The 19043-nt window shown below is 64.1% G+C and carries 16 protein-coding genes and 1 tRNA gene; 7 read left to right on the top strand and 10 right to left on the bottom strand.

What is annotated here, in order from left to right:
* Nucleotides 1-37 precede the first annotated feature (37 nt).
* Nucleotides 38-850, bottom strand: a complete 813-nt coding sequence (locus tag ACHMW7_RS03645) for an ABC transporter ATP-binding protein (protein ID WP_395449014.1) — start codon at nucleotides 848-850, stop codon at nucleotides 38-40.
* 234 nt (nucleotides 851-1084) lie between these two features.
* On the opposite strand from ACHMW7_RS03645, the gene ACHMW7_RS03640 reads away from it, so the two are divergent.
* The 3 genes from ACHMW7_RS03640 (at nucleotide 1085) to ACHMW7_RS03630 (ending at nucleotide 4141) form a co-directional block, all read left to right on the top strand.
* Entirely contained in the window at nucleotides 1085-1732 is a 648-nt protein-coding gene (locus tag ACHMW7_RS03640) for a TetR family transcriptional regulator C-terminal domain-containing protein (protein WP_395449013.1), read from the top strand.
* Nucleotides 1729-3306, top strand: coding sequence for a 5-guanidino-2-oxopentanoate decarboxylase (locus tag ACHMW7_RS03635; protein ID WP_395449012.1), 1578 nt, complete (start codon nucleotides 1729-1731; stop codon nucleotides 3304-3306). Before ACHMW7_RS03640 ends, ACHMW7_RS03635 begins: the two co-directional genes overlap by 4 nt.
* Nucleotides 3307-3433: 127 nt before the next feature.
* A complete protein-coding gene (locus tag ACHMW7_RS03630; RefSeq protein WP_395449011.1) occupies nucleotides 3434-4141 on the top strand; it encodes an SDR family NAD(P)-dependent oxidoreductase in 708 nt (235 codons plus the stop codon).
* Nucleotides 4142-4189: 48 nt separating this feature from the next.
* On the opposite strand, the gene ACHMW7_RS03625 is transcribed toward ACHMW7_RS03630, so the two are convergent.
* The 6 genes from ACHMW7_RS03625 to aroA all read right to left on the bottom strand — a co-directional run bounded on the left by ACHMW7_RS03625 (nucleotide 4190) and on the right by aroA (nucleotide 10726).
* Nucleotides 4190-5332 (bottom strand): alpha/beta hydrolase, encoded by a 1143-nt coding sequence (locus ACHMW7_RS03625; RefSeq protein WP_395449010.1) that lies wholly within the window; start codon nucleotides 5330-5332, stop codon nucleotides 4190-4192.
* A gap of 219 nt (nucleotides 5333-5551) precedes the next feature.
* Complete coding sequence (gene rpsA, locus ACHMW7_RS03620) at nucleotides 5552-7249, bottom strand: 30S ribosomal protein S1 (RefSeq protein WP_280224910.1); 1698 nt, start codon at nucleotides 7247-7249, stop codon at nucleotides 5552-5554.
* 171 nt (nucleotides 7250-7420) lie between these two features.
* Entirely contained in the window at nucleotides 7421-8059 is a 639-nt protein-coding gene (cmk, locus tag ACHMW7_RS03615) for a (d)CMP kinase (protein ID WP_395449009.1), read from the bottom strand.
* A gap of 17 nt (nucleotides 8060-8076) precedes the next feature.
* Nucleotides 8077-8778: an SDR family oxidoreductase gene (locus ACHMW7_RS03610; RefSeq protein ID WP_395449008.1), complete on the bottom strand. Its 702-nt coding sequence runs from the start codon at nucleotides 8776-8778 to the stop codon at nucleotides 8077-8079.
* The gene (locus ACHMW7_RS03605) at nucleotides 8775-9128 is read right to left on the bottom strand and encodes a hypothetical protein (protein WP_395449007.1); all 354 of its coding nucleotides are present in this window, start codon (nucleotides 9126-9128) and stop codon (nucleotides 8775-8777) included. The genes ACHMW7_RS03610 and ACHMW7_RS03605 overlap by 4 nt, the downstream gene beginning before the upstream one ends.
* A gap of 248 nt (nucleotides 9129-9376) precedes the next feature.
* Nucleotides 9377-10726, bottom strand: a complete 1350-nt coding sequence (gene aroA / locus ACHMW7_RS03600) for a 3-phosphoshikimate 1-carboxyvinyltransferase (protein WP_395449006.1) — start codon at nucleotides 10724-10726, stop codon at nucleotides 9377-9379.
* A 174-nt stretch (nucleotides 10727-10900) separates the two neighbouring features.
* Here aroA and ACHMW7_RS03595 point away from each other — a divergent pair, with 174 nt between their 5' ends.
* Both ACHMW7_RS03595 and ACHMW7_RS03590 read left to right on the top strand, forming a co-directional pair.
* The gene (locus ACHMW7_RS03595) at nucleotides 10901-11287 is read left to right on the top strand and encodes a TIGR02300 family protein (RefSeq protein ID WP_395449005.1); all 387 of its coding nucleotides are present in this window, start codon (nucleotides 10901-10903) and stop codon (nucleotides 11285-11287) included.
* A 146-nt stretch (nucleotides 11288-11433) separates the two neighbouring features.
* Nucleotides 11434-11509: transfer RNA gene (locus ACHMW7_RS03590), tRNA-Ala, on the top strand.
* Nucleotides 11510-11640: 131 nt separating this feature from the next.
* Here ACHMW7_RS03590 and ACHMW7_RS03585 read toward each other — a convergent pair.
* Nucleotides 11641-12579 carry a hemin ABC transporter substrate-binding protein gene (locus ACHMW7_RS03585; RefSeq protein WP_395449004.1) on the bottom strand — a complete coding sequence of 313 codons (939 nt, stop codon included), beginning with the start codon at nucleotides 12577-12579 and terminating at the stop codon, nucleotides 11641-11643.
* A gap of 172 nt (nucleotides 12580-12751) precedes the next feature.
* Here ACHMW7_RS03585 and ACHMW7_RS03580 point away from each other — a divergent pair, with 172 nt between their 5' ends.
* On the top strand, nucleotides 12752-14836 hold the full coding sequence (locus ACHMW7_RS03580; protein ID WP_395449003.1) for a TonB-dependent hemoglobin/transferrin/lactoferrin family receptor: 2085 nt from the start codon (nucleotides 12752-12754) through the stop codon (nucleotides 14834-14836).
* Nucleotides 14837-14865: 29 nt separating this feature from the next.
* Nucleotides 14866-15942 carry an SIP domain-containing protein gene (locus ACHMW7_RS03575; RefSeq protein ID WP_395449002.1) on the top strand — a complete coding sequence of 359 codons (1077 nt, stop codon included), beginning with the start codon at nucleotides 14866-14868 and terminating at the stop codon, nucleotides 15940-15942.
* Nucleotides 15943-15948: 6 nt separating this feature from the next.
* Here ACHMW7_RS03575 and ACHMW7_RS03570 read toward each other — a convergent pair whose 3' ends face one another.
* Nucleotides 15949-17325 carry a serine hydrolase domain-containing protein gene (locus tag ACHMW7_RS03570; protein ID WP_395449001.1) on the bottom strand — a complete coding sequence of 459 codons (1377 nt, stop codon included), beginning with the start codon at nucleotides 17323-17325 and terminating at the stop codon, nucleotides 15949-15951.
* Between the two features lie 107 nt (nucleotides 17326-17432).
* The gene (locus tag ACHMW7_RS03565; RefSeq protein ID WP_395449000.1) at nucleotides 17433-19010 is read right to left on the bottom strand and encodes an ABC transporter substrate-binding protein; all 1578 of its coding nucleotides are present in this window, start codon (nucleotides 19008-19010) and stop codon (nucleotides 17433-17435) included.
* Between the last annotated feature and the right edge of the window lie 33 nt (nucleotides 19011-19043).

The following is a 19043-nucleotide window of genomic DNA, read 5'->3' as shown; positions in this document are numbered from 1 at the left end:
CGTGATTTCGTCCGCTGATGCTGTTTCCCGGACTTGGCTAGCCGATGCTGCGGATGAATTGCTTGAGGCGTTCCGATTTCGGCGCGCCGAAAATCTGTTCGGGCGGCCCTTCCTCCTCGACCACACCGTTCCAGAGATAGATCACATGCGTCGCCACCTCGCGCGCGAACTTCATCTCGTGGGTGACCAGCACCATGGTGCGGCCCTCGCGGGCGAGGTCGCCGATGACCTTGAGCACCTCGCCGACGAGCTCGGGATCGAGCGCCGAGGTCGGCTCGTCGAACAGCATGACGCGTGGCTGGACGGCGAGCGCGCGCGCGATCGCCGCGCGCTGCTGCTGGCCGCCGGAGAGATAGGCCGGGTAGACGTCGCGTTTCTCGGCTAGGCCGACGCGGGCCAGCAATTTCTCGGCCTCGACGATGGCTTCAGTGCGCTTGATGCCCAGCACGTGCACCGGCACCTCGATGACGTTTTCCAGAAGCGTCATGTGGCTCCACAGGTTGAAGCTCTGGAACACCATGCCGAGCCGCGAGCGGATACGCTCGATCTGGCGGCGGTCGGCGGGAATGCTGTCGCCAAAGCCGTTGGGCTTGAGACGGATCTGCTCGCCATTGACCCGGATGATGCCGCTGGTCGGGTTCTCCAGGCAGTTGATGCAGCGCAGAAGCGTCGACTTGCCCGAGCCCGAGCCGCCGATGATTGCCACCACCTCGCCGTCGCGCGCCGACAGCGACACGCCCTTCAGCACATGCAGCTGGCCGAACTTCTTGTGCAGGTTCTCGACATGGATGGCTTCGGCGGCTACGCCGTCGGTCGGGGCAGGGTGATGGGCTGCATCGACCGCAGCCATCAGCGACGGCCTCGGCGTTTGAACGTTTTCCCGTCAGCTGGCAATCGGCTGCTCATGGTCGCGTCGCGATGTTCCCCTGGGCGGTGAGGATGGACCCATCTGCCTTGCGGCGTCAACGGCACCAAGTCCCGCTTCTTATGTGCCCATTACGGCACTTGCGACGTTGTTATGCAAGTGTATAAATATTGCCAGCGGCCGGCTTCGGCGATTTTTTCTCAAGATGCGAAGGTGGGCATGGCAGTCGCTGCGCGGAGAAAATTCCGCCGCGAGGGCGAGGAGCGCCGGCGGCAGGACCTGATCGAAGCGACGCTGGATTGCGTCGCCGAAAACGGGCTGCAGGGTGCAACCGTCAGGGCGATCGCGCTGCGCGCCGGTGTCACCGCAGGCCTGATCCGGCACTATTTCCCAGGTAAGGAAGAGCTGCTGCAGGCGGCCTACGTGACGATCATGGGGCGCATGACGGAGCTTGCCAAGATCGCGCTCGCGACCGTCGAGGAAGGACCGAGGCTGAAACTGGCCGCCTTCGTCGCCGCCAGTCTGTTGCCGCCGGTCATCGACGTCAGGACCTTCTCCATCTGGGCGAGCTTCATCGGTCGGGCAGGCTCCGACCCGGCCCTGGGCGTGGCGCACAGGGCCGGCTATCTCGGTTTCCGCGACGAGGTCGAGACGCTGGTCGCCGAGGTGCTGGCCGACGCCGGCCAACTGGCCAGCGCAGGCGAATTGCGCCGGCATGCCATCGCCATCAACGCGATCATCGACGGGCTGTGGGTCGAAGGCTGCCTCGCCGGCGACATGTTCGCGGCAGGCGAACTGGCCGAGATCGGCATCGGCTCGGTCGAGGCGATGCTGGGCCTGAAACTGCGCCAAGGAGAAACGCCATGACGACGATCGGTGAAGCGCTCATCGACTTGCTGGAAGCCTATGGCGTCGACACGGTGTTCGGCATTCCCGGCGTGCACACGATCGAGCTTTATCGCGGGCTGGCGCGCTCGAACATCCGCCACGTCACCCCGCGCCACGAACAGGGTGCCGGCTTCATGGCCGACGGCTACGCCCGCGCCTCGGGTCGTCCGGGCGTTGCCTTTGTCATCACCGGACCGGGGTTGACCAACACCATTACCGCGATGGCGCAGGCGCGCGCCGATTCCGTGCCGATGCTTGTCATATCGGGCGTCAATGCCCGTGCCACGCTCGGCAAGGGGCTTGGCTATCTGCACGAGCTGCCCGACCAGCTGGGCATGATGCACAAGGTGGCGCTGTCATCGCGGCGGGTGACCGAGACTGCGGAGCTGCCGGGAGCGATCTCAGAGGCTTTCGAGATTTTCGCCACGGCCCGACCCGGGCCGGTGCATATCGAGATCCCGCTCGACGTCATGCCGCTGCCCGCTGATGCCATCATGCCGCTGCCCAAACGTGCGATTGCGGAAGTGCCGGACGAAAGAGCGATAGCCGAGGCGATGACGCTGATTGCCACGGCACGCCGCCCGTTGATCCTGGCTGGCGGCGGCGCGAAACGGGCCGAAGCGGAGCTGCAGGCCCTGGCCGAAGCGCTCAATGCGCCAGTGGTGACCACCGCCAACGGTCGCGGTCTGATGTATCGCCACCCGCTCAACGTGCCGGCGAGCCCGAGCCTCAAGGCGGTCAGGGCGCTGATGGCCGACGCCGATCTGGTTATCGCCGCCGGCACCGAGTTCGGGCCCACCGACTACGACATGTATGGCGATGGTGGTCTCGTGATGCCGAACAAGCTCATCCGCATCGACATCGACGCGACACAGCTGGAGAGACGTCCGACAACGGTTTCGATCCGCTCTGATGCCGGCGCGGCGCTTGCACGCTTGAAGGCTGCCTTGGGCCATGCAGCCTCGGCATCAAGAGGCGCGGCGCGGGCCAGGGCGACGCGGGAATCTGCGTGGGAAGAAATCGGCTCGGCAATGCAGGCTCAGGTGAGGGTGGTCGAGGCGATTCGTGATGCCTTGCCCGGCGCGATCATCGTCGGCGATTCCACACAGCCGGTCTACGCCGCCAATCTCTACTACGACCACGACAGGCCTGGCGGCTGGTTCAATGCGGCGACCGGTTACGGCGCGCTCGGCTTCGGCCCGCCGGCGGCGATCGGCGCGGCATTGGCCATGCCGGATGCGACTGTCGTCTGCCTCAGCGGCGATGGCGGCTTCCAGTTCACCCTGCCCGAACTCGGTGCGGCGCTCGATGCGGCAGCGCCGGTCATCTTCGTCGTCTGGAACAACCGCGGCTATCGCGAGATCGAGACATCGATGCTCGACGCCGGCGTCGAGCCTGTCGGCGTGTCGCCGGCGCCGCCGGACTTCATGCTGGTCGCACAGGCCTATGGACTTGCCGCCGAGCGTCTGCCTGACATCGGCGCGCTCGGCGACGCATTGAAGAAAGCGCGCTCGACGGGAAAACCCTGTCTGATAGAACTCACCGTCAAATAGGCCGCGCGTCGCGGCCAGAGCATTTTGCAGCCAGGTGGACTCACCTGGCGTTGCACAAATGCGACCGCAACAAAGAGATGGAGTGGCAGTCCGGCTTCAGCCGGGCGCCCGCTCCGGGGAGTTGAGCATGACCAAGAGTTTCGAAGGCCGGCACGTCGTTGTATCAGGCGCAAACGGTGCGCTCGGCGCGGCCGTCGCCAGGCATCTGCTTGGCGAAGGCGCCATTTGCCATTTGCCGATCGGCCGGAAGACGGTGCCGGAAGGTTTCGAATTCTCGGGGCACGACCGGGTGCATGTCACCATCGGCGTCGACCTGACCGACGCCAAGGCGGTCGACGCCTTCTACGATACCATTCCCGGCCTGTGGGCCTCGATCCATTGTGCTGGCGGCTTCGACATGGGGTCGATCGGGACTGTCGATCCCGACCAGTTTGGCCAGATGATGGACATCAACGCCAAGACCGCCTTTCTTTGCTGCCGCGCGGCGGCGCGCGCGATGCTTGCCGGCAAGGCCGGCGGCCGCATCGTCAATGTTTCGGCTCGAGCCGGCATCGAGCCGCGCAAGGGTGGCGGCATGGCCGCCTATGCCGTGAGCAAGGCCGCCGTTGCGGCGTTGACCGTGGCCCTGGCCGAGGAGCTAAAGAACGCCGACATCCTGGTCAATGCGGTGGCCCCGTCGACACTCGACACCAAGGCCAACCGCAACGACATGCCCAAGGCGGATTTCGCCAAGTGGGTCAGCCTTGAAGCGGCGGCGGCATCGATCGCGCAGCTTGCCTCGCCGGCCAATCTGGTGACCAGCGGCACGGTCGCCGCGATCTACGGACGCGCGTAAGGCCGAAAAGCCGCTGTCGGCGAGAATACCGGCGAATGACCAGGTGGCTTACTGCGTCAGCAGGCCACCATTCGGCACCCCGAGCAGCTTGGCCGGCAGGTAGATGACCAGCGAGGCCGCACCCTTGATGACCTGGCCGCCGTCGGCGAGGATCGTCTCGGCCGGTGCGCCTTCGCCCCTTTCGGTGACGTCGTTCATCAATCCGCCCTGGGTGGTCAGGGCCATCAGCGTCGGCGAGCTGGCGAAGACGCCATGGCTGCCGCCGTCGAGATTGGATGTGTCGAGTACGGTGATGTTTTCGGCCTGAAGCGCGGCGACATCGGCACCGGAGCCGACGCGTGGATGGCCGCCGGTCAGCCCGCCCGACAGGTTCAGCGCCTTGTCGCGCTTCGACACCAGGATCATGAACGGGTTCGGCAGCTTGTCGATGTCGCGCAGCTGGCTCTGGAAAACGTCGATGTCGATGTCGGGTGCCGCCAGCACGAGGCCGCTGATGCGACTGATGTATTTGTCGCGGCCGCTCAGCGACAGGCTGCGCAGCGCCTCCATCACCACATAGCTGCCCATCGAGTGGCCGACGAGCACGATGCGCTTGGCCCGGGTGCGCGCGGCGATCTCGATGGTGTCGGCAAGGCCGTCGCGGCTGTAGGCGGCGCTGTCGCGGTCATAGACGTAAAGCGGCAGCGACCCGGCCGACGGCCAGGCATAATGCAGGGCGACCGCCTTGACCTTGTAGTCGTGGACGATCTGGGCGTTGCGGAAGATGCTGTCGGCGAAATTGTTGTTGTAGCCGTGCACGAAGATGAAGATCTCGCGCTCGGCCTCAGGACGCCGCATCAGGTCGCCGTCGAGGGCTGCGACGAACTGCGCCTTGTCGTCATAGGGCTGGAAGGTGCGGGCGATGAAGTTACGTTCAGGGCTCGGCGTGCGGCTTGTGCTTTCGACCTCGCCGGCGACATGCGTCTTGGGGATGCCGATCTCGAACTTGGCGAAGTTGATCTGCTTGGCGCGTTCCGCCGAATAGGGCAGCGACAGGTCGTTCGACCGGGCGCGCATCGTCGAGACGTAGATCTGCACGACAGAAGCGGATTCGCCCTGCTTGCCGTCATTGAGGCCGAGCACGGCGCGGCCGCCACAGCCGGACAGCACCAGCATCACGAAAAAAACGGTCAGAAAACGCAAACTGGGCATGGGCAGGCTCTGAACGCGGGCAGCAGGTCCTGGATTAATGAGCAGCAATTCCCTGCCACGGCAACCTTGGACAAGCCGATCCTGCCCGGGCCGGAAGCATTCGGATGTGCCGTGAAGCATTCCGGCATCACTTCGGGCCTGCAGCTGCAAGTCGCCAAAGAAAAACCCCGCCGGAGCGATCCGGCGGGGTCTTTCGATTCACGACAATGAGCTGTTGGCTCAGTTGTTGCGGTTCTTCAGGGCTGCGCCCAGGATGTCGCCGAGCGAAGCGCCGGAGTCGGTCGAGCCGTACTGAGCCACTGCTTCCTTCTCTTCAGCGATTTCCAGCGCCTTGATCGAGACCTGCAGCTTGCGGGTCTTCTTGTCGAAGGCGATGATGCGGGCGTCTACCTTCTGGCCGACGACGAAGCGCTCTGGGCGCTGCTCGTCACGGTCACGCGACAGATCCGAACGCTTGATGAAGGTCTCGATGCCGCTCTCGACGAGACGGACTTCGAGGCCACCATCCTTGATGCCGGTGACTTCGCAGGTGACGACGGCGTTCTTGCGCAGTTCGCCCGAGGTCGAAGCTTCGCCGACCGCATCCTTGCCGAGCTGCTTGATGCCGAGCGAGATGCGTTCCTTGTCGATATCGACGTCGAGAACCTGAGCCTTGACCATGTCGCCACGGTTATACTCTTCGATGACCTGCTCGCCCGGACGGTTCCAGTCGAGGTCGGACAGGTGCACCATGCCGTCGACGTCGCCGTCGAGACCGATGAACAGGCCGAATTCGGTCTTGTTCTTGACTTCGCCTTCGACTTCGGTGCCGACCGGGTGGTTACGGGCGAAAGCCTCCCACGGATTCTCGAGCGTCTGCTTGAGGCCGAGAGAGATGCGGCGCTTGGCCGGATCCACTTCGAGCACGACCACGTCGACCTGCTGGGTGGTCGACAGGATCTTGCCGGGGTGCACGTTCTTCTTGGTCCACGACATTTCCGAAACGTGGATGAGGCCTTCGATGCCCGGCTCGAGCTCGACGAACGCACCGTAGTCGGTGATGTTCGTGACGGTGCCGGTGATCTTCTTGCCGATCGGAAACTTGGTGCCGATATCCGACCACGGATCCGACTCGAGCTGCTTCATGCCGAGCGAGATGCGGTGGGTTTCCTGGTTGATGCGGATGATCTGCACCTTGACCGTCTGACCGATGTTGAGGATTTCGGTCGGATGGTTGACGCGGCGCCATGCCATGTCGGTGACGTGCAGCAGGCCGTCGATGCCGCCGAGGTCAACGAACGCACCGTAGTCGGTGATGTTCTTGACCACGCCTTCGACAACCTGGCCCTCTTCGAGGTTCTGCACGATTTCCGAACGCTGCTCGGCACGGCTCTCTTCAAGCACGGTGCGGCGCGACACAACGATGTTGCCGCGACGGCGATCCATCTTGAGGATCTCGAAGGGCTGCGGGTTGTGCATGAGCGGGGTGACGTCGCGGATCGGACGGATGTCGACCTGCGAACGCGGCAGGAAGGCAACAGCGCCGTCGAGATCGACGGTGAAGCCGCCCTTGACCTGGTTGAAGATGACGCCTTCGACGCGCTCACCCTTGGTGAACTTCTCTTCGAGCTTGACCCAGCTCTCTTCGCGGCGAGCCTTGTCGCGCGACAGCATGGCTTCGCCAAGCGCGTTTTCGATGCGCTCGACATAGACCTCGACGGTGTCGCCGACCTTCAGCTGGCCGTCCTTGGCCTTGGCGCCGAATTCCTTCAGCGGCACGCGACCTTCGACCTTCAGGCCGACGTCGATGATGGCCATGTCTTTTTCGATGGCCGTAACGATACCCTTGACGACCTGGCCTTCGCCCGAATGACCGTCCGAGAAGGACTCTTCGAGCAGGCTCGCGAAATCGTCGCGGGATGGATTAGCTTGTGACATTGGATCTCCTGGTGCGTCCCGGCTTGCGGGAGCGGCGCCGTGGGTTAGCGTTGCGTTGGCCTGCCAACATCCCGGGCAAAAAGCCCTTGGCCGCCCAAAGCGGCAAATCGGCGCAAGAAGAATGCGGACAGGTCGGTTAAGTGGCGAAACCCTGAGGCTTCAGCCGTGCCTTCAACTGCCGAGGACTCGATCGACGATATCCCTGGCTGCGGAAAACGCGGCTTCTATATCCATTTCTGACGTATCGAGCAAGTGCGCGTCGTCGGCGGGCCGCAATGGCGAGTCGGCGCGGCCGGTGTCGCGCTCGTCGCGGCGCACGATATCGGCGAGAATACCGGTGAAATCGGCGCTGCCGCCATTGGCCTCGATCTCGGCCAGCCGGCGCTGGGCGCGAACCTCCGCGCTGGCCGTGACATAGAGTTTCACGTCGGCATCCGGGCAGACGACCGTGCCGATGTCACGGCCGTCGAGCACCGCACCTTGCGGTGCGCGCGCGAACTGACGCTGTTTTTCGACCAGGATTCTTCTCACCTCGGGGATGACCGCCACCTTGGAGGCGGCCTCACCGACGGCATGCGCCGATAGCACCTTGCGGTCGAGATGGCCGAGATCGACGAGCCTGGCCGCCTCGATGGCGTGCGTTACGTCGTCGAGCGGCCAGCCTTTTTCGATCAGCATGTGGGCGACCGCGCGATAGGTCAGCCCGGTGTCGAGCAGCGCCAGGTGGTAGTAGTCGGCGAGCCGGCGGGCCAGCGTGCCCTTGCCGGCGCCGGCCGGACCGTCAATGGCGATGGTGATGGAGGTCGGCATGGTTTTGCGCGGGCCCTTCAGACGCCGCGCATCAGGCCGCCGTCGACCTTCAGGCTCTGGCCGGTGATGTAGGCGGCGCCGTCAGAGGCGAGGAAGGCGATGGTCGCGGCAATCTCCTGCGAGGTGCCGTAGCGCTGCATCGGCACGCCGGCGCGGCGTTCGTCGGTCTGCGGCAGGCTGTCGACCCAGCCCGGCAGCACGTTGTTCATGCGGACATTGTGCGGGGCGTACTGGTCGGCGAAGAGTTTGACATAGGCGGCGAGGCCCGCGCGGGCGACCGCCGACGTCGGGAACATCGCCGCCGGCTCGCCGACCCAGGCGGTCGAGATGTTGACGATGGCGCCGCCCTTCTGGGCGACCATAACAGGTGCAACGAGGCGCGTCGCGCGCACGACATTCATGAAATAGACGTCGATGCCGGTGTGCCACTGTTCGTCAGTAATCTCCAGCAGCGGCGCGCGAGGGCCGTGGCCGGCACCGTTGACCAGCGCGTCGATGCGGCCCCATTTTTCCATGGTCAGGTCGACGAAGCGCTTGAGGTCCTCGTTCGACTGGTTGGAGCCGGTGAAGCCGAGCCCGCCGAGCTCCTTGGCCAACGCCTCGCCCTTGCCGGATGAGGACAGGATGGCGACGGCATAGCCGTCGGCTGCCAGCTTCTTCGCAGCCGCCGCACCCATGCCGCTGCCGCCACCGACGATCATCGCTACTTTGTTGGTCATTGTCTGCCGTCCTTCAGCCCGTTTGATGCTTCGCTTCGGCGTCGCCGAAGCCAATCTCTTGCATGAAGATAAAGAAGTGGCCCGAAGATCACAAAGCCCAAAATGGTGGGCAGGGGATGCATCGGGCCCAATTTTCCAAGTGTAAAGCCCCCCAAGCTCATCGCGAGAGATGTTACGCAGGCCAGCACAAGCAATGCCAGATAGAGCAGCATGCCGCGCCTATGCCGATGGTCAAGCTTGTCGAGCAAATCGGAATATACCGTCGCCATGGAGGGGAACAAAAAACTCTCGCGAACTTGGGCGTGCCTGCGCAAGAACTTGCCGCCTTTGTCGGCTGCAATATGAGCCAAGCGCGAGATTGATGCCGAAATATGCCGCCATCGCAACGGCCGGTGCGATTGGCGTCAGGGCGTCGCTCAGCCAGGCAACGATTGTGGCTGCGGCCGGCAGGATCGTTACTATGGCGACCACCCACTCAGACTTCCTGAGGGATCTCAGGCGCGCAAGCTGTTCCTCGCTGACCGCGTAGGTCTGCGACCAGCGACTTTCTCGAAACTGTATCGAGCCGTCGGCAAGTCGTTTCCAGTTTGGGCCACTCTCAGGCTCCGGCATCGATCTCCGCCCCGAGATCGGCCATTAGGCCCATGAATTCCGGGAAGCTGGTGGCGATCATCGCCTGGTCGTCGACAGTGACGGGTTTTTCGGACGCCAGCCCCATGACCAGGAAGCTCATGGCGATGCGGTGGTCGAGATGGGTTTTGACGGTGCCACCGCCGAGGCCCTTGCCGCCGGGCACGCCGCGGACCGAAAGCGTGGTCTCGCCTTCGGTGCAGTTGGCGCCATTGGTCTCGAGCCCGCGCGCGACGGCGGCGAGGCGGTCCGATTCCTTGACGCGCAATTCTTCCAAGCCTTGCATCAGCGTTTCACCTTCGGCGAAGCAGGCGGCGACCGCAAGTACTGGATACTCGTCGATCATCGACGGCGCGCGCTCGGCCGGCACCTTGACGCCCTTGAGCTCGGAGCCGCGCACCCTGAGGTCGGCGACATCCTCGCCGCCGGCGTTGCGCGGGTTGAGAATGTCGATCTTGCCGCCCATTTCGATCAGCGTGGTGATCAGGCCGGTGCGGGTCGGGTTCATCAGCACGTTTTCGATGGTGATGTCGGAGCCCGGCACGATCAGTGCTGCGACCAGCGGGAAGCCGGCTGAGGACGGATCGCCGGGAACGGCGATGACCTGGCCGGTCAGCTTGCCCTGGCCCTCGATGAAGATGTGGCGCACGCCCTGCTCGTCGGTCTGGACCTCGATGTTGGCGCCAAAACCCTTGAGCATCTTTTCGGTGTGGTCGCGGGTCATCACCGGTTCGATGACGGTGGTGATGCCGGGTGTGTTGAGGCCGGCGAGCAGCACCGCCGACTTAACCTGGGCGGAGGCCATCGGCACGCGGTAGGTGATCGGGGCTGCCTGGCGCGGGCCGCGCAGCTTGAGCGGCATGCGGTCGCCAGGTGCTGCGTCGATGACCTGCACGCCCATCTGGCGCAGCGGATCGAGCACGCGGCCCATCGGCCGGCCCGACAGCGAAGCGTCGCCGATGAAGGTGGTTTCCATGTCATAGGTGCCGACAAGGCCCATGGTCAGGCGCGAGCCGGTGCCTGCATTGCCGAAGTCGAGCGGCGCCTCTGCCTGCAAAAGCGCGCCGTTGCCGGTGCCCTTGATGATCCATTCGCCGTTGCGCTTTTCGATATGCGCGCCCATAGCTTTCATTGCGTCGCCGGTGCGCATGACGTCTTCGCCTTCGAGCAGGCCGGTGATGCGGGTTTCGCCCGAGGCGAGGCCGCCAAACATGAAGGAGCGGTGCGAAATCGACTTGTCACCGGGCACGCGAGCGGTTCCAGACAGGGATTTCGACTTCCGGGCGACGGCCGGCTGTGGCACAGCTTGATGCGACATGGTGGTTCCTCGTGCGGGACGCCCGCGAAACCGGGCTTTCCCAATGATTGCGGCGGTGTCGTAGCATCGATTGTCGTAACGGTCATCCCCCATTGCCCCTGCCGGGGGATTTGGCTTTGACAGCGCCACAAACTGCGGCTAAGGGGACCAAAATCGAGAAAGACGAGGCCTGACGTGGCGAAATCCGAACTTGGAACAAAACGCGTCGACCCGGAGACGGGCCGAAAGTTCTATGACCTGAATAAAGACCCGATCGTTTCGCCCTACACGGGCAAGACCTATCCGCGCTCCTACTTCGACGATGGCAAGATTGCCGCCATCCTCGAGGAAGAAGAGGAAGTCGAAACCAAGGAGCTCGACGCCGAAGAGGAAGGCGCAGAAGTCGTGTCCCTCGAGGATGCCGACGAAGAGGCCAAGGGCGCCGACGACCTGCCGGATCTGGACGACGACGATGTCGACCTGGGCGACGATGACGACGACACCTTCCTTGCCGACGAGGAAGAGGAAGACGACGACGTCTCCGACATGATCGGCGTCGGCGACGACGACGACGAGATCTGAGAAAGCTTTTTGGGAAACCGAAAAAAGGTTTCGATCAAGGCTTGCCAAGGGTCGAATGCGGCGCTAGAAGCCGCCAACAAATGCGGCGCGGACAACAAATTCGCGCCGACCTACGCCGGAAACGGCGCCGGCTGATAACCGGACGTGGGGCCATAGCTCAGCTGGGAGAGCGCCTGCATGGCATGCAGGAGGTCAGCGGTTCGATCCCGCTTGGCTCCACCAAATTTCTCCAGGTCAGCGCGTTAAAAAAATGGCGGAAACGGCCGCTTTGCTGTCCCTCTGTCCGAGTTAGTTCCCCTAGAGATATCCAGATCCTGACCGTATCGACGGCAGCCGTTCAGTTGGCTGCCGATTTAGCCAGGATAAAGTGCTTCCGCCAGGTCGCGCACGGCGTCCGCTGTACGCGGGCCGAAGCCGATCATGTAGGCGCCGTCGAGCACGACCAGCGCACGGTTGGCGGCGGCGGGCGTGGTGCTCAGGGCCGGGATGGCAAAGACCTGCTCCGGCGTCGGTCCGCCATTGCCGTCGCTCATCATCAGGATGACGTCAGGCGCCATCTCGATGAGCTTTTCCTCGGACGCTGCCTTGTAGCCGTTGACCCCGCCCATCGGATTGATGCCGCCGGCATAACCGATGATCGCATCGGCTGATGTGCCAGCACCAGCGGCGGTCAGCTTGATCAGGCCGTGGAAGAAAACCACCTTCTTGCGATTCGCCGGCGCGACTTTCGCGGCCAGGCTTGCGGCGGCCTTGAATTCCCCAGTCACCTTCGCCGCCAGCACCTTGCCTTCGTCGGCCTTGCCGAGCACGTCGGCGACCAGCGCGATCTTGCGGACGATGCCTTCGGGCGAATTGTCCTCCGGTACCAGCACGATCGGCACGGCCAGCGATTTGAGCACGTCGACGGCATCGGGCGGCCCGATGTCCTTGGCGGCGATGATCAGGTCCGGCGACATTTCTGCGATGCCTTCGGCCGACAGCTTGCGGCGGTAGCCGACATTTGGCTTGGCGTTGGTCGCCGCCGGGAATTTGCTGCCGCGGTCGAGCGCGACGATGCGGTCGCCTTCGCCGAGCGCGTAGACGATCTCGGTCACGTCGGACCCCAGCGTCACGATGCGCTGGCTGCCGGCGATGGCGACCTGCCGCCCGGTGGCGTCGACGACGGTCCCGGCGGACGCCAGCGTGGTCAGCGCTCCGAGCAGCAGGCAAAGCAGGGCGCCGCGTGCGAGCGCGCGCGAACGCAGCAAAGCCTGTGGGCTTGCCAGGGAGCTGAAGGGCTCTGCACGTTCCATGTCGTCGGTCCTGTCCGAGGGCTGCGGCGATAATTTAACTTGACTATCATAATCAAGTTTAATTACTCAAGCCCATGACGCACGGGGTGGATACCCCAAGGTCGAGCCAGCTCGGTGCCATCAGCACATTCAGCCAGCAATTGGTCGCAGTGACGATTGGGGGCTTGAAGTGATGACGTTCAGAAATTTCCTTGTTGCCGGTACGGCACTTGCGGTGATCGGCAGCGGGCAGGCGTTGGCGCAGCAACCAAAGACGGCCCAGCCGGCCGCGGCTTCGCCGAAGAAGCCTGCCGCTGTCACCTTGCTCGACAGGATCGTCATTTCGGCCACCATGCTGAGCGAGGCGGTGATCGACGCGCTGGCGCCCGTCAGCACCATTGACGGCGAACAGCTGTCGCGGACGCAGGCCTCGACGGTCGCCGACATCTTCCGCACGACGCCGGGCGTGGCCGCCTCGATGAACGGTGACGATCCGGCGACGTCGATCAACATTCGCGGCCTGGAACAGTATGGCCGCGTCGTGGTGACGCTCGACGGCGCGCGCCAGCACTACTGGCGTGTCGGCCATGGCTCGGGCTCGTTCTATGTCGAGCCCGAATTGCTCAAGGAAGCGACTGTCATCCGTGGCCCGGTGTCGAATGCCTATGGCTCAGGCGGCATTGGTGGCGTGGTCTCGTTCCAGACCAAGGACGCCGGCGACTTCCTGAATTCCGATGAGCGCTGGGCGCTGAGTGAAAAGCTGGGCCACGAATCCAACGGTCGCGGCTTCACCACCAGCACGACCGGTGCCTATCGCTTCAGCGACGACGCCGACGTGATCGGCAACCTGATCTACCGCAGTCGCGACGCCTACAAGGATGGCAATGGCGCTGTCGTGCCGTGGACCGGCGAGGACGTGCTGAGCGGCTATCTGAAGACGACGTTACGGCCGGCCGATGGCCATGAACTGAAGCTCGGCGCCATCCTGCAGAACTACGAGGATTTCGTCACCGGCTCGTCAGGTTCGCCATCGCCGACGCTAAGTCGTTACGATGCCGACACCACCAACCAGACCTATACCGCCGGCTACACCTACCTGCCGGACGACAATCCCTATGTCGATCTCAGCGTCAATTTCTACCACAACCGCACCCGGGCCGAGCAGACGCAGGTCTGGCCGAAGGCGCAGATCGGCAACTTCCGCTATTACGACGTTGCGACGACGGGCGTGAACGCCAAGAGCTCGTCGCGTTTCGACGCCTGGGGGCTACAGCACACGCTGACCTACGGCGCCGACTACTACTATCTGACCGGCGATTCCGAAGCTGCCCATTTCGGCTCCGGAAAGCAGCGTGGTTACGGCGGCTTCCTGCAGTGGCAGGGCGATTACAGCGACTGGCTGCAGGTCATCACCGCCATTCGCTACGACGGCTACCAGCTCGACGGTGAGACAAAAACGAAGCCGGTGCAGGAAGCTTCGCTGAGCGGCAGTCGCTGGTCGCCGCGCATCACCGTGGGCGTGACGCCGGTCGAGGGGCTGCAGCTCTACGGCACCTACTCGGAAGGCTATCGCGCGCCAGGGCTTCAGGAGGTGTTCCGCGGCGGCGGCGCACACGGTTCGGGCGATAACTATGTTCCCAACCTGCTGCTGCAGCCGGAAACGGCGCGCAGCTGGGAGGCCGGCGTCAATGTCAAGTATGATGACCTGATGGTTGGCGGCGATACGCTGCGCGGCAAGCTGAATTTCTTCCACACCGATGTCGACGACTACATCGACGTCAACCTGACGGTGATGCCGCGCAAGGCAATCAACATCGGCGCGGCAAGGTTGCGCGGCGTCGAGGCCGAGGCGATCTACGATTTCGGTTGGGGCTTCGTGAACGGGACGGCCTCGCTGACCGACGCCAAGATGAAGACCGGGGTCTATGCCGGACAGACGCTGAACAACACGCCGCTCGAGCGCTTCTCGGCGACGTTCGGCGTGCGGGCGTTGGACGACAAGCTGACCATGGGCGTGCAATATCTCAGCGTCGGTGAGATCACCCGTACCAGCCGTACCAGTCCGACCATTCCCGGCATCGTCGACCCCGGCTTCAACATCACCAATCTGTTCGCCAACTACCAGGTCAATGACACCCTTAGGCTCGATGCCGGCATCGAGAACCTGTTCAACGAGGCCTACACCGACCCGCAGAGTTCGTGGTCGACGTCGGCTGCGACCAGGCAGGGCAAGGGCCAGACCTTCAAGATCAGCCTGACCGGCCGTATCGGCGGCTAATTCCTTCGTGCAATCGGAACTGACCTGACATGACCGACCTTCAATCTCGCGCCGAACTGCAGCTGCAGCTTTCGCCCGACCAACTGCACAAGATCCGAGACCGGATGGAGAGCTTCGACGCGCGCTCGAGCGACGAGGGTGAAGCGGTCAATTTCCGTTTCGTTTTCGGCGAAGCCTCGTTTGTGATGCCCGAGGGCGCGCTGATCATGCGGGCGAGGTCGCCGCATCCGGATGGCCTGGCCCGGCTCAAGGACCTGATGGCGACGGCGGTGGAGTTCTACGCAAAGGAGAGCCAGCCGCGCATCGTGTGGCAGGGTGACCTTGCCGGCCGGGGCGAGCTGGAGCAGTTCCGCGAGGCAACGGTCGTCGATGCGATGTACCTGACGCCGCACATGAAGCGCGTGCGGCTCAAGGCGCCCAATCTCGAACGCTTCGCGTCGTTTGGCGGCCTGCACATCCGCATGCTGTTCCCGACCGCCGCCGTGCCGGATCCGGTCTGGCCGGTGCGTGGCGACAACGGCCTGGTGTCGTGGCCGGACGAAACGCGGCGGCCGCCGGCGCGCGTCTACACCATTCGCAGGCTCGACGTGGCCGGTGGGCATTTCGACGTCGATTTCCTCATTCACGAGGGCGAGAATGTCGGCTCGAACTGGGCTTCGAATGCCAGGCCGGGCGACAAGGTCGGCATCATGGGGCCGCTCGGGCGGCCGATCCGGCCTGCCGACTGGTATGTCATGGGTGCCGACGAAACCGGGCTGCCGGCGATCGGGCGCATGCTCGAAAGCCTGCCCGTGACGACGATGGGCGTTGCCTTTATCGAGGTCGAGGACGAAGGCGAACGCCAGGTGATCGAGCACGGCACCGGCATCGAACTGCATTGGCTCTACCGCAACGGCGTGCCGGGCGGCGAGAGCAATGTCCTCGCCGACGCGGTCATGTCGGTTGCCTGGCCCAAGTTAGGAACGAGCTTCGGCTGGTTCGCCGCCGAAGCCGACACGGCAAGATGCGTGCGCGACCACTGGCGCAGCGACCTGGCGCTGGGCCGCGACCAGACGATCGCCTCGGCCTACTGGACGCGAGGCGACGCCGGGACGATGGCGGGATGACGACCGCTATTCCATGTGGAAGCGCATTGCGCTGACGCGGCCGTCCGCCTGCCGGTCGACGGTCCAGTGCATGTGATAGCGCCCGGTCGGCAAGCGGTAGCGGCGTCGGCCGTTGCCGCCGTCGTCGATCAGTTCGAGCGGTGCCGGGCCGAGGTCGGATTCGCTCTCGACGATGACCTGTTCGAGCCAGCGATTGCTCCATAGCTGCCAGGCCTCGTCGGTGAAGGCGTCGTGCGGCGCGTTGCGTGCGGCGATTGTCCTTATCAGGGCGTCATCCGTCCTGGTGCGCTCCGGTGCGCTGTCGGCGATCGGTTCGTATGGCGCCACCGAGGCGTCGACGATGCCGGCGATCCGGTGCGCGATACGGGCGACCTGCGCGTCGTCGATATTGGCCAGCACCGCCACCGACAGCTTCTGTGCCGGAAAGCGTGCCAGTTCGGCGCGGAAACCGTCCCAGGTGCCGCCGTGCCGGATCTTGCGGTGGCCGCGCACTTCGGAGTTCTGCCAGCCGAGCGCATAACCATTGATCGCCGGGCGGCCGTCGCGCATCAGCGCTGGCTCGAACATCTGCGCGACGATATTGGGGCGGAACACCTGCGGCCGGTCCAGCTCGATGAACCAGTGCGCGATGTCGCGCGGCGAGAAAAACAGCCCGCCATCGCCGGTGCGCAGCAGCGTTGGCGCCGTCCAGTGTCGGTTGCGAAGCTCGCCATCGTGACGGCTGTAGCCCTGCGAACGGTTGGGCACGATGTCGAACCAGCTGGCGTCGCGGGCACTCGTCATGCCGGCCGGAGCAAACAGCTGCTCGCGCAGCAGCGTGTAATAGGGTTTGCCGCTGACACGGGCGACGATCAGCGACGCCAGTATGTAGCTGATATTGGAGTAGAGGTAGCTTTCGCCCGGGGCGAAGGTCAGCGGCGACAGGCTGGCCAGCACCAGCAGCTGGTCGTCGCTGTGATCCTGCCAGAGATTGAGCGGCACGACGTTGTTTTCGATCGGCGCCGGTGCAAAGGCATCGCCGAAATTGCCGAGGCCGCTGGTCATTGTCAAAAGATGGCGGATCGTGATCGTCGCCCAGGCGTCTGGCCCTTCGGTCAGATAACGCCTGACCGGATCGTCGAGGTTGAGGCGGCCCTGCTGCACCAGCAACAGCACGGCGGCAGCGGTGAACATCTTCCCGGTCGATCCTGAATGGAAGATGGTGTCTGATGTGGCCGGGATGTTGTGCTCGATATCGGCAAGGCCGTAGCCGCCGAGATGCAGGACCTGCCCATCTCGGACGATGGCAACGCCGAGGCCGGGAATGCTGTTCCGGTCCATTTCGGACTCCAGATAACGCTCCAGCGTGGCTGCGAGATCGGCGGGATGTTCCATGACGTTCATTTCAGTTCTTCCAATGTTGGTGCGCAGCGGCATGCACGCGGCGCCGCAGCGCCGCATGATCGTTCCGATGCCGCCTTGTTTGTTCTGCTCGGTTCGTTTGCCAGCGGCTACTCGGCGACCGCGATGTCGACGATCGAGTAGGGCGCCTGGAATGCCTGGGGTGCTGCAAGCCGCGTCTTGTTGAAGACCATGGTCTGGGCGGGCTCGTGGACCGGGGCGGCGACGAAGTTCGCCAGCAGGTGGCTGTGGAAGTTCCTGAAGTTTGCGACGCGCTCGTCCCAGGACTTCGATCCGTACATGGCGAGTTCGCGCAGTTCCTCGGATTTGGGGTCGTTCCACATCGACAGGTTCCATGAATCCAGGCGCTTGGCGCTGAAGAACCAGTCGAGAATGTCGGCGTTGGTCCATGAATAGGGCTGGAGCACCAGCTCGCGTTCGGGTTTCCTGAACTGGTCGCGATAGGTGCCGGCGTCGAACACGGTGATCTCGGCCACCAGGCCGACGGCCTTGAGCTGCGCCTGGATGATCTCGGCCGTGCGTTTGTATTCGGTGTCGGCCCTGGCCCAGAGCTTGACCTTGAGCGGCTTGCCATCCTTGCTGCGCAGCCCATCGCCGCCGCGCAGCCAGCCGGCTTCGTCAAGCAGGCTGGCGGCCTTGGCCGGATCGTGCCTGATCTCGCTTGCGGGGTCGACCTTTGCCTCGCCCAGCGCACTGACCAGCAGCTGATGCGCCTCCTTGCCGACGTCGCCATAGACGCTTTTCAGGATCGCGCTCTGGTCGATGGCGAGCGCGGTCGCCTGGCGAACGCGGATGTCGGTGAACGGGCCGGCCTGGGTGTTGATGGCAACGAAAGTCACGCCATAGCCGGGGAGCTCCCTGAGATCGATATCGGCTTCGCTCTTGAGCTGCGGCAGGAAGTCGGTCGGCACGTCGAGCAGCATGTCGACGCCGCCGGTCTTGAGTTCAAGGAATGCGGTCGAGGCATCGGAGATCTCGCGCAAGGTCAATCGCTTGAGGTGCGGCGCGCCCTGGTTTTCCGTCAGTGCGCTGCCCCAGGCATAGTCCTCGTTGCTGACGAGAATGGTTTCCTGGCCGACGACGAAGCTTTCGAGCTTGTAGGGGCCGGTTCCGACGGCTTCGATCACGCCGTAGTCCTGGCCGCCGGCTTCGTAGGCCTTGGGGCTGGGGATGCCCATGTTGGTCATCGCCAGGTTGAAGATCAGGTTGGGCTCCGGCCGCTTCAGGACGAAGCGCACGGTATGGTCGTCAACGATTTCGACCCGCTCGATGGCGTCGACCATGTACTCGTTTTCGCTTCCCTTGAACTTGGGAATCCACCAGGCGATGGTCGCGGCGTTGAACGGCTCGCCGTCGGTGAAGGTGACGCCCTGGCGCAGCTTGAAAGTCCAGCTCATGCCATCAGGGCTGACCACCCAGGACTCGGCAAGATGCGGATGGTACGACTGGTCGGCTGCCTGCTCGACCAGTCGGTCGTAGATCAGCCCGGCGGCGATGTTGAGCGTGACGGCGCGGATCGGGTCGTAGTTGGCCGCGCCCGACTCCTGCCGGCTGAGCACGATCACCGCTTCCGACTCGGTGGCCCATGCGGCAGCGGGCGGAAGCATGCCGATGGCGATGCCAAACGAAATGATGGATGCCGAAGCAAGGAAACCGCGCCGGTTCATTCAAACCCCTCCCAAGGATTGTCGTGTGGTTGC

This window comes from Aminobacter sp. UC22_36, assembly GCF_044056035.1.
GTDB lineage: Bacteria > Pseudomonadota > Alphaproteobacteria > Rhizobiales > Rhizobiaceae > Aminobacter.
The sequence above is the reverse complement of the archived record's forward strand: the minus strand, read 5'-3'. Positions and strand labels throughout refer to the sequence as shown.

Bases quoted from the DNA above. Each gene is read 5' to 3' on its own strand.
- rpsA (WP_280224910.1), bottom strand. From the start codon at position 7,249: ATGTCACAAGCTAATCCATCCCGCGACGATTTCGCGAGCCTGCTCGAA.
- ACHMW7_RS03565 (WP_395449000.1), bottom strand. From the start codon at position 19,010: ATGAACCGGCGCGGTTTCCTTGCTTCGGCATCCATCATTTCGTTTGGC.
- ACHMW7_RS03580 (WP_395449003.1), top strand. From the start codon at position 12,752: ATGACGTTCAGAAATTTCCTTGTTGCCGGTACGGCACTTGCGGTGATC.
- aroA (WP_395449006.1), bottom strand. From the start codon at position 10,726: ATGTCGCATCAAGCTGTGCCACAGCCGGCCGTCGCCCGGAAGTCGAAA.
- ACHMW7_RS03645 (WP_395449014.1), bottom strand. From the start codon at position 850: ATGGCTGCGGTCGATGCAGCCCATCACCCTGCCCCGACCGACGGCGTA.
- ACHMW7_RS03640 (WP_395449013.1), top strand. From the start codon at position 1,085: ATGGCAGTCGCTGCGCGGAGAAAATTCCGCCGCGAGGGCGAGGAGCGC.
- ACHMW7_RS03635 (WP_395449012.1), top strand. From the start codon at position 1,729: ATGACGACGATCGGTGAAGCGCTCATCGACTTGCTGGAAGCCTATGGC.
- ACHMW7_RS03570 (WP_395449001.1), bottom strand. From the start codon at position 17,325: ATGAACGTCATGGAACATCCCGCCGATCTCGCAGCCACGCTGGAGCGT.
- ACHMW7_RS03575 (WP_395449002.1), top strand. From the start codon at position 14,866: ATGACCGACCTTCAATCTCGCGCCGAACTGCAGCTGCAGCTTTCGCCC.
- ACHMW7_RS03630 (WP_395449011.1), top strand. From the start codon at position 3,434: ATGACCAAGAGTTTCGAAGGCCGGCACGTCGTTGTATCAGGCGCAAAC.
- ACHMW7_RS03625 (WP_395449010.1), bottom strand. From the start codon at position 5,332: ATGCCCAGTTTGCGTTTTCTGACCGTTTTTTTCGTGATGCTGGTGCTG.
- cmk (WP_395449009.1), bottom strand. From the start codon at position 8,059: ATGCCGACCTCCATCACCATCGCCATTGACGGTCCGGCCGGCGCCGGC.
- ACHMW7_RS03610 (WP_395449008.1), bottom strand. From the start codon at position 8,778: ATGACCAACAAAGTAGCGATGATCGTCGGTGGCGGCAGCGGCATGGGT.
- ACHMW7_RS03585 (WP_395449004.1), bottom strand. From the start codon at position 12,579: ATGGAACGTGCAGAGCCCTTCAGCTCCCTGGCAAGCCCACAGGCTTTG.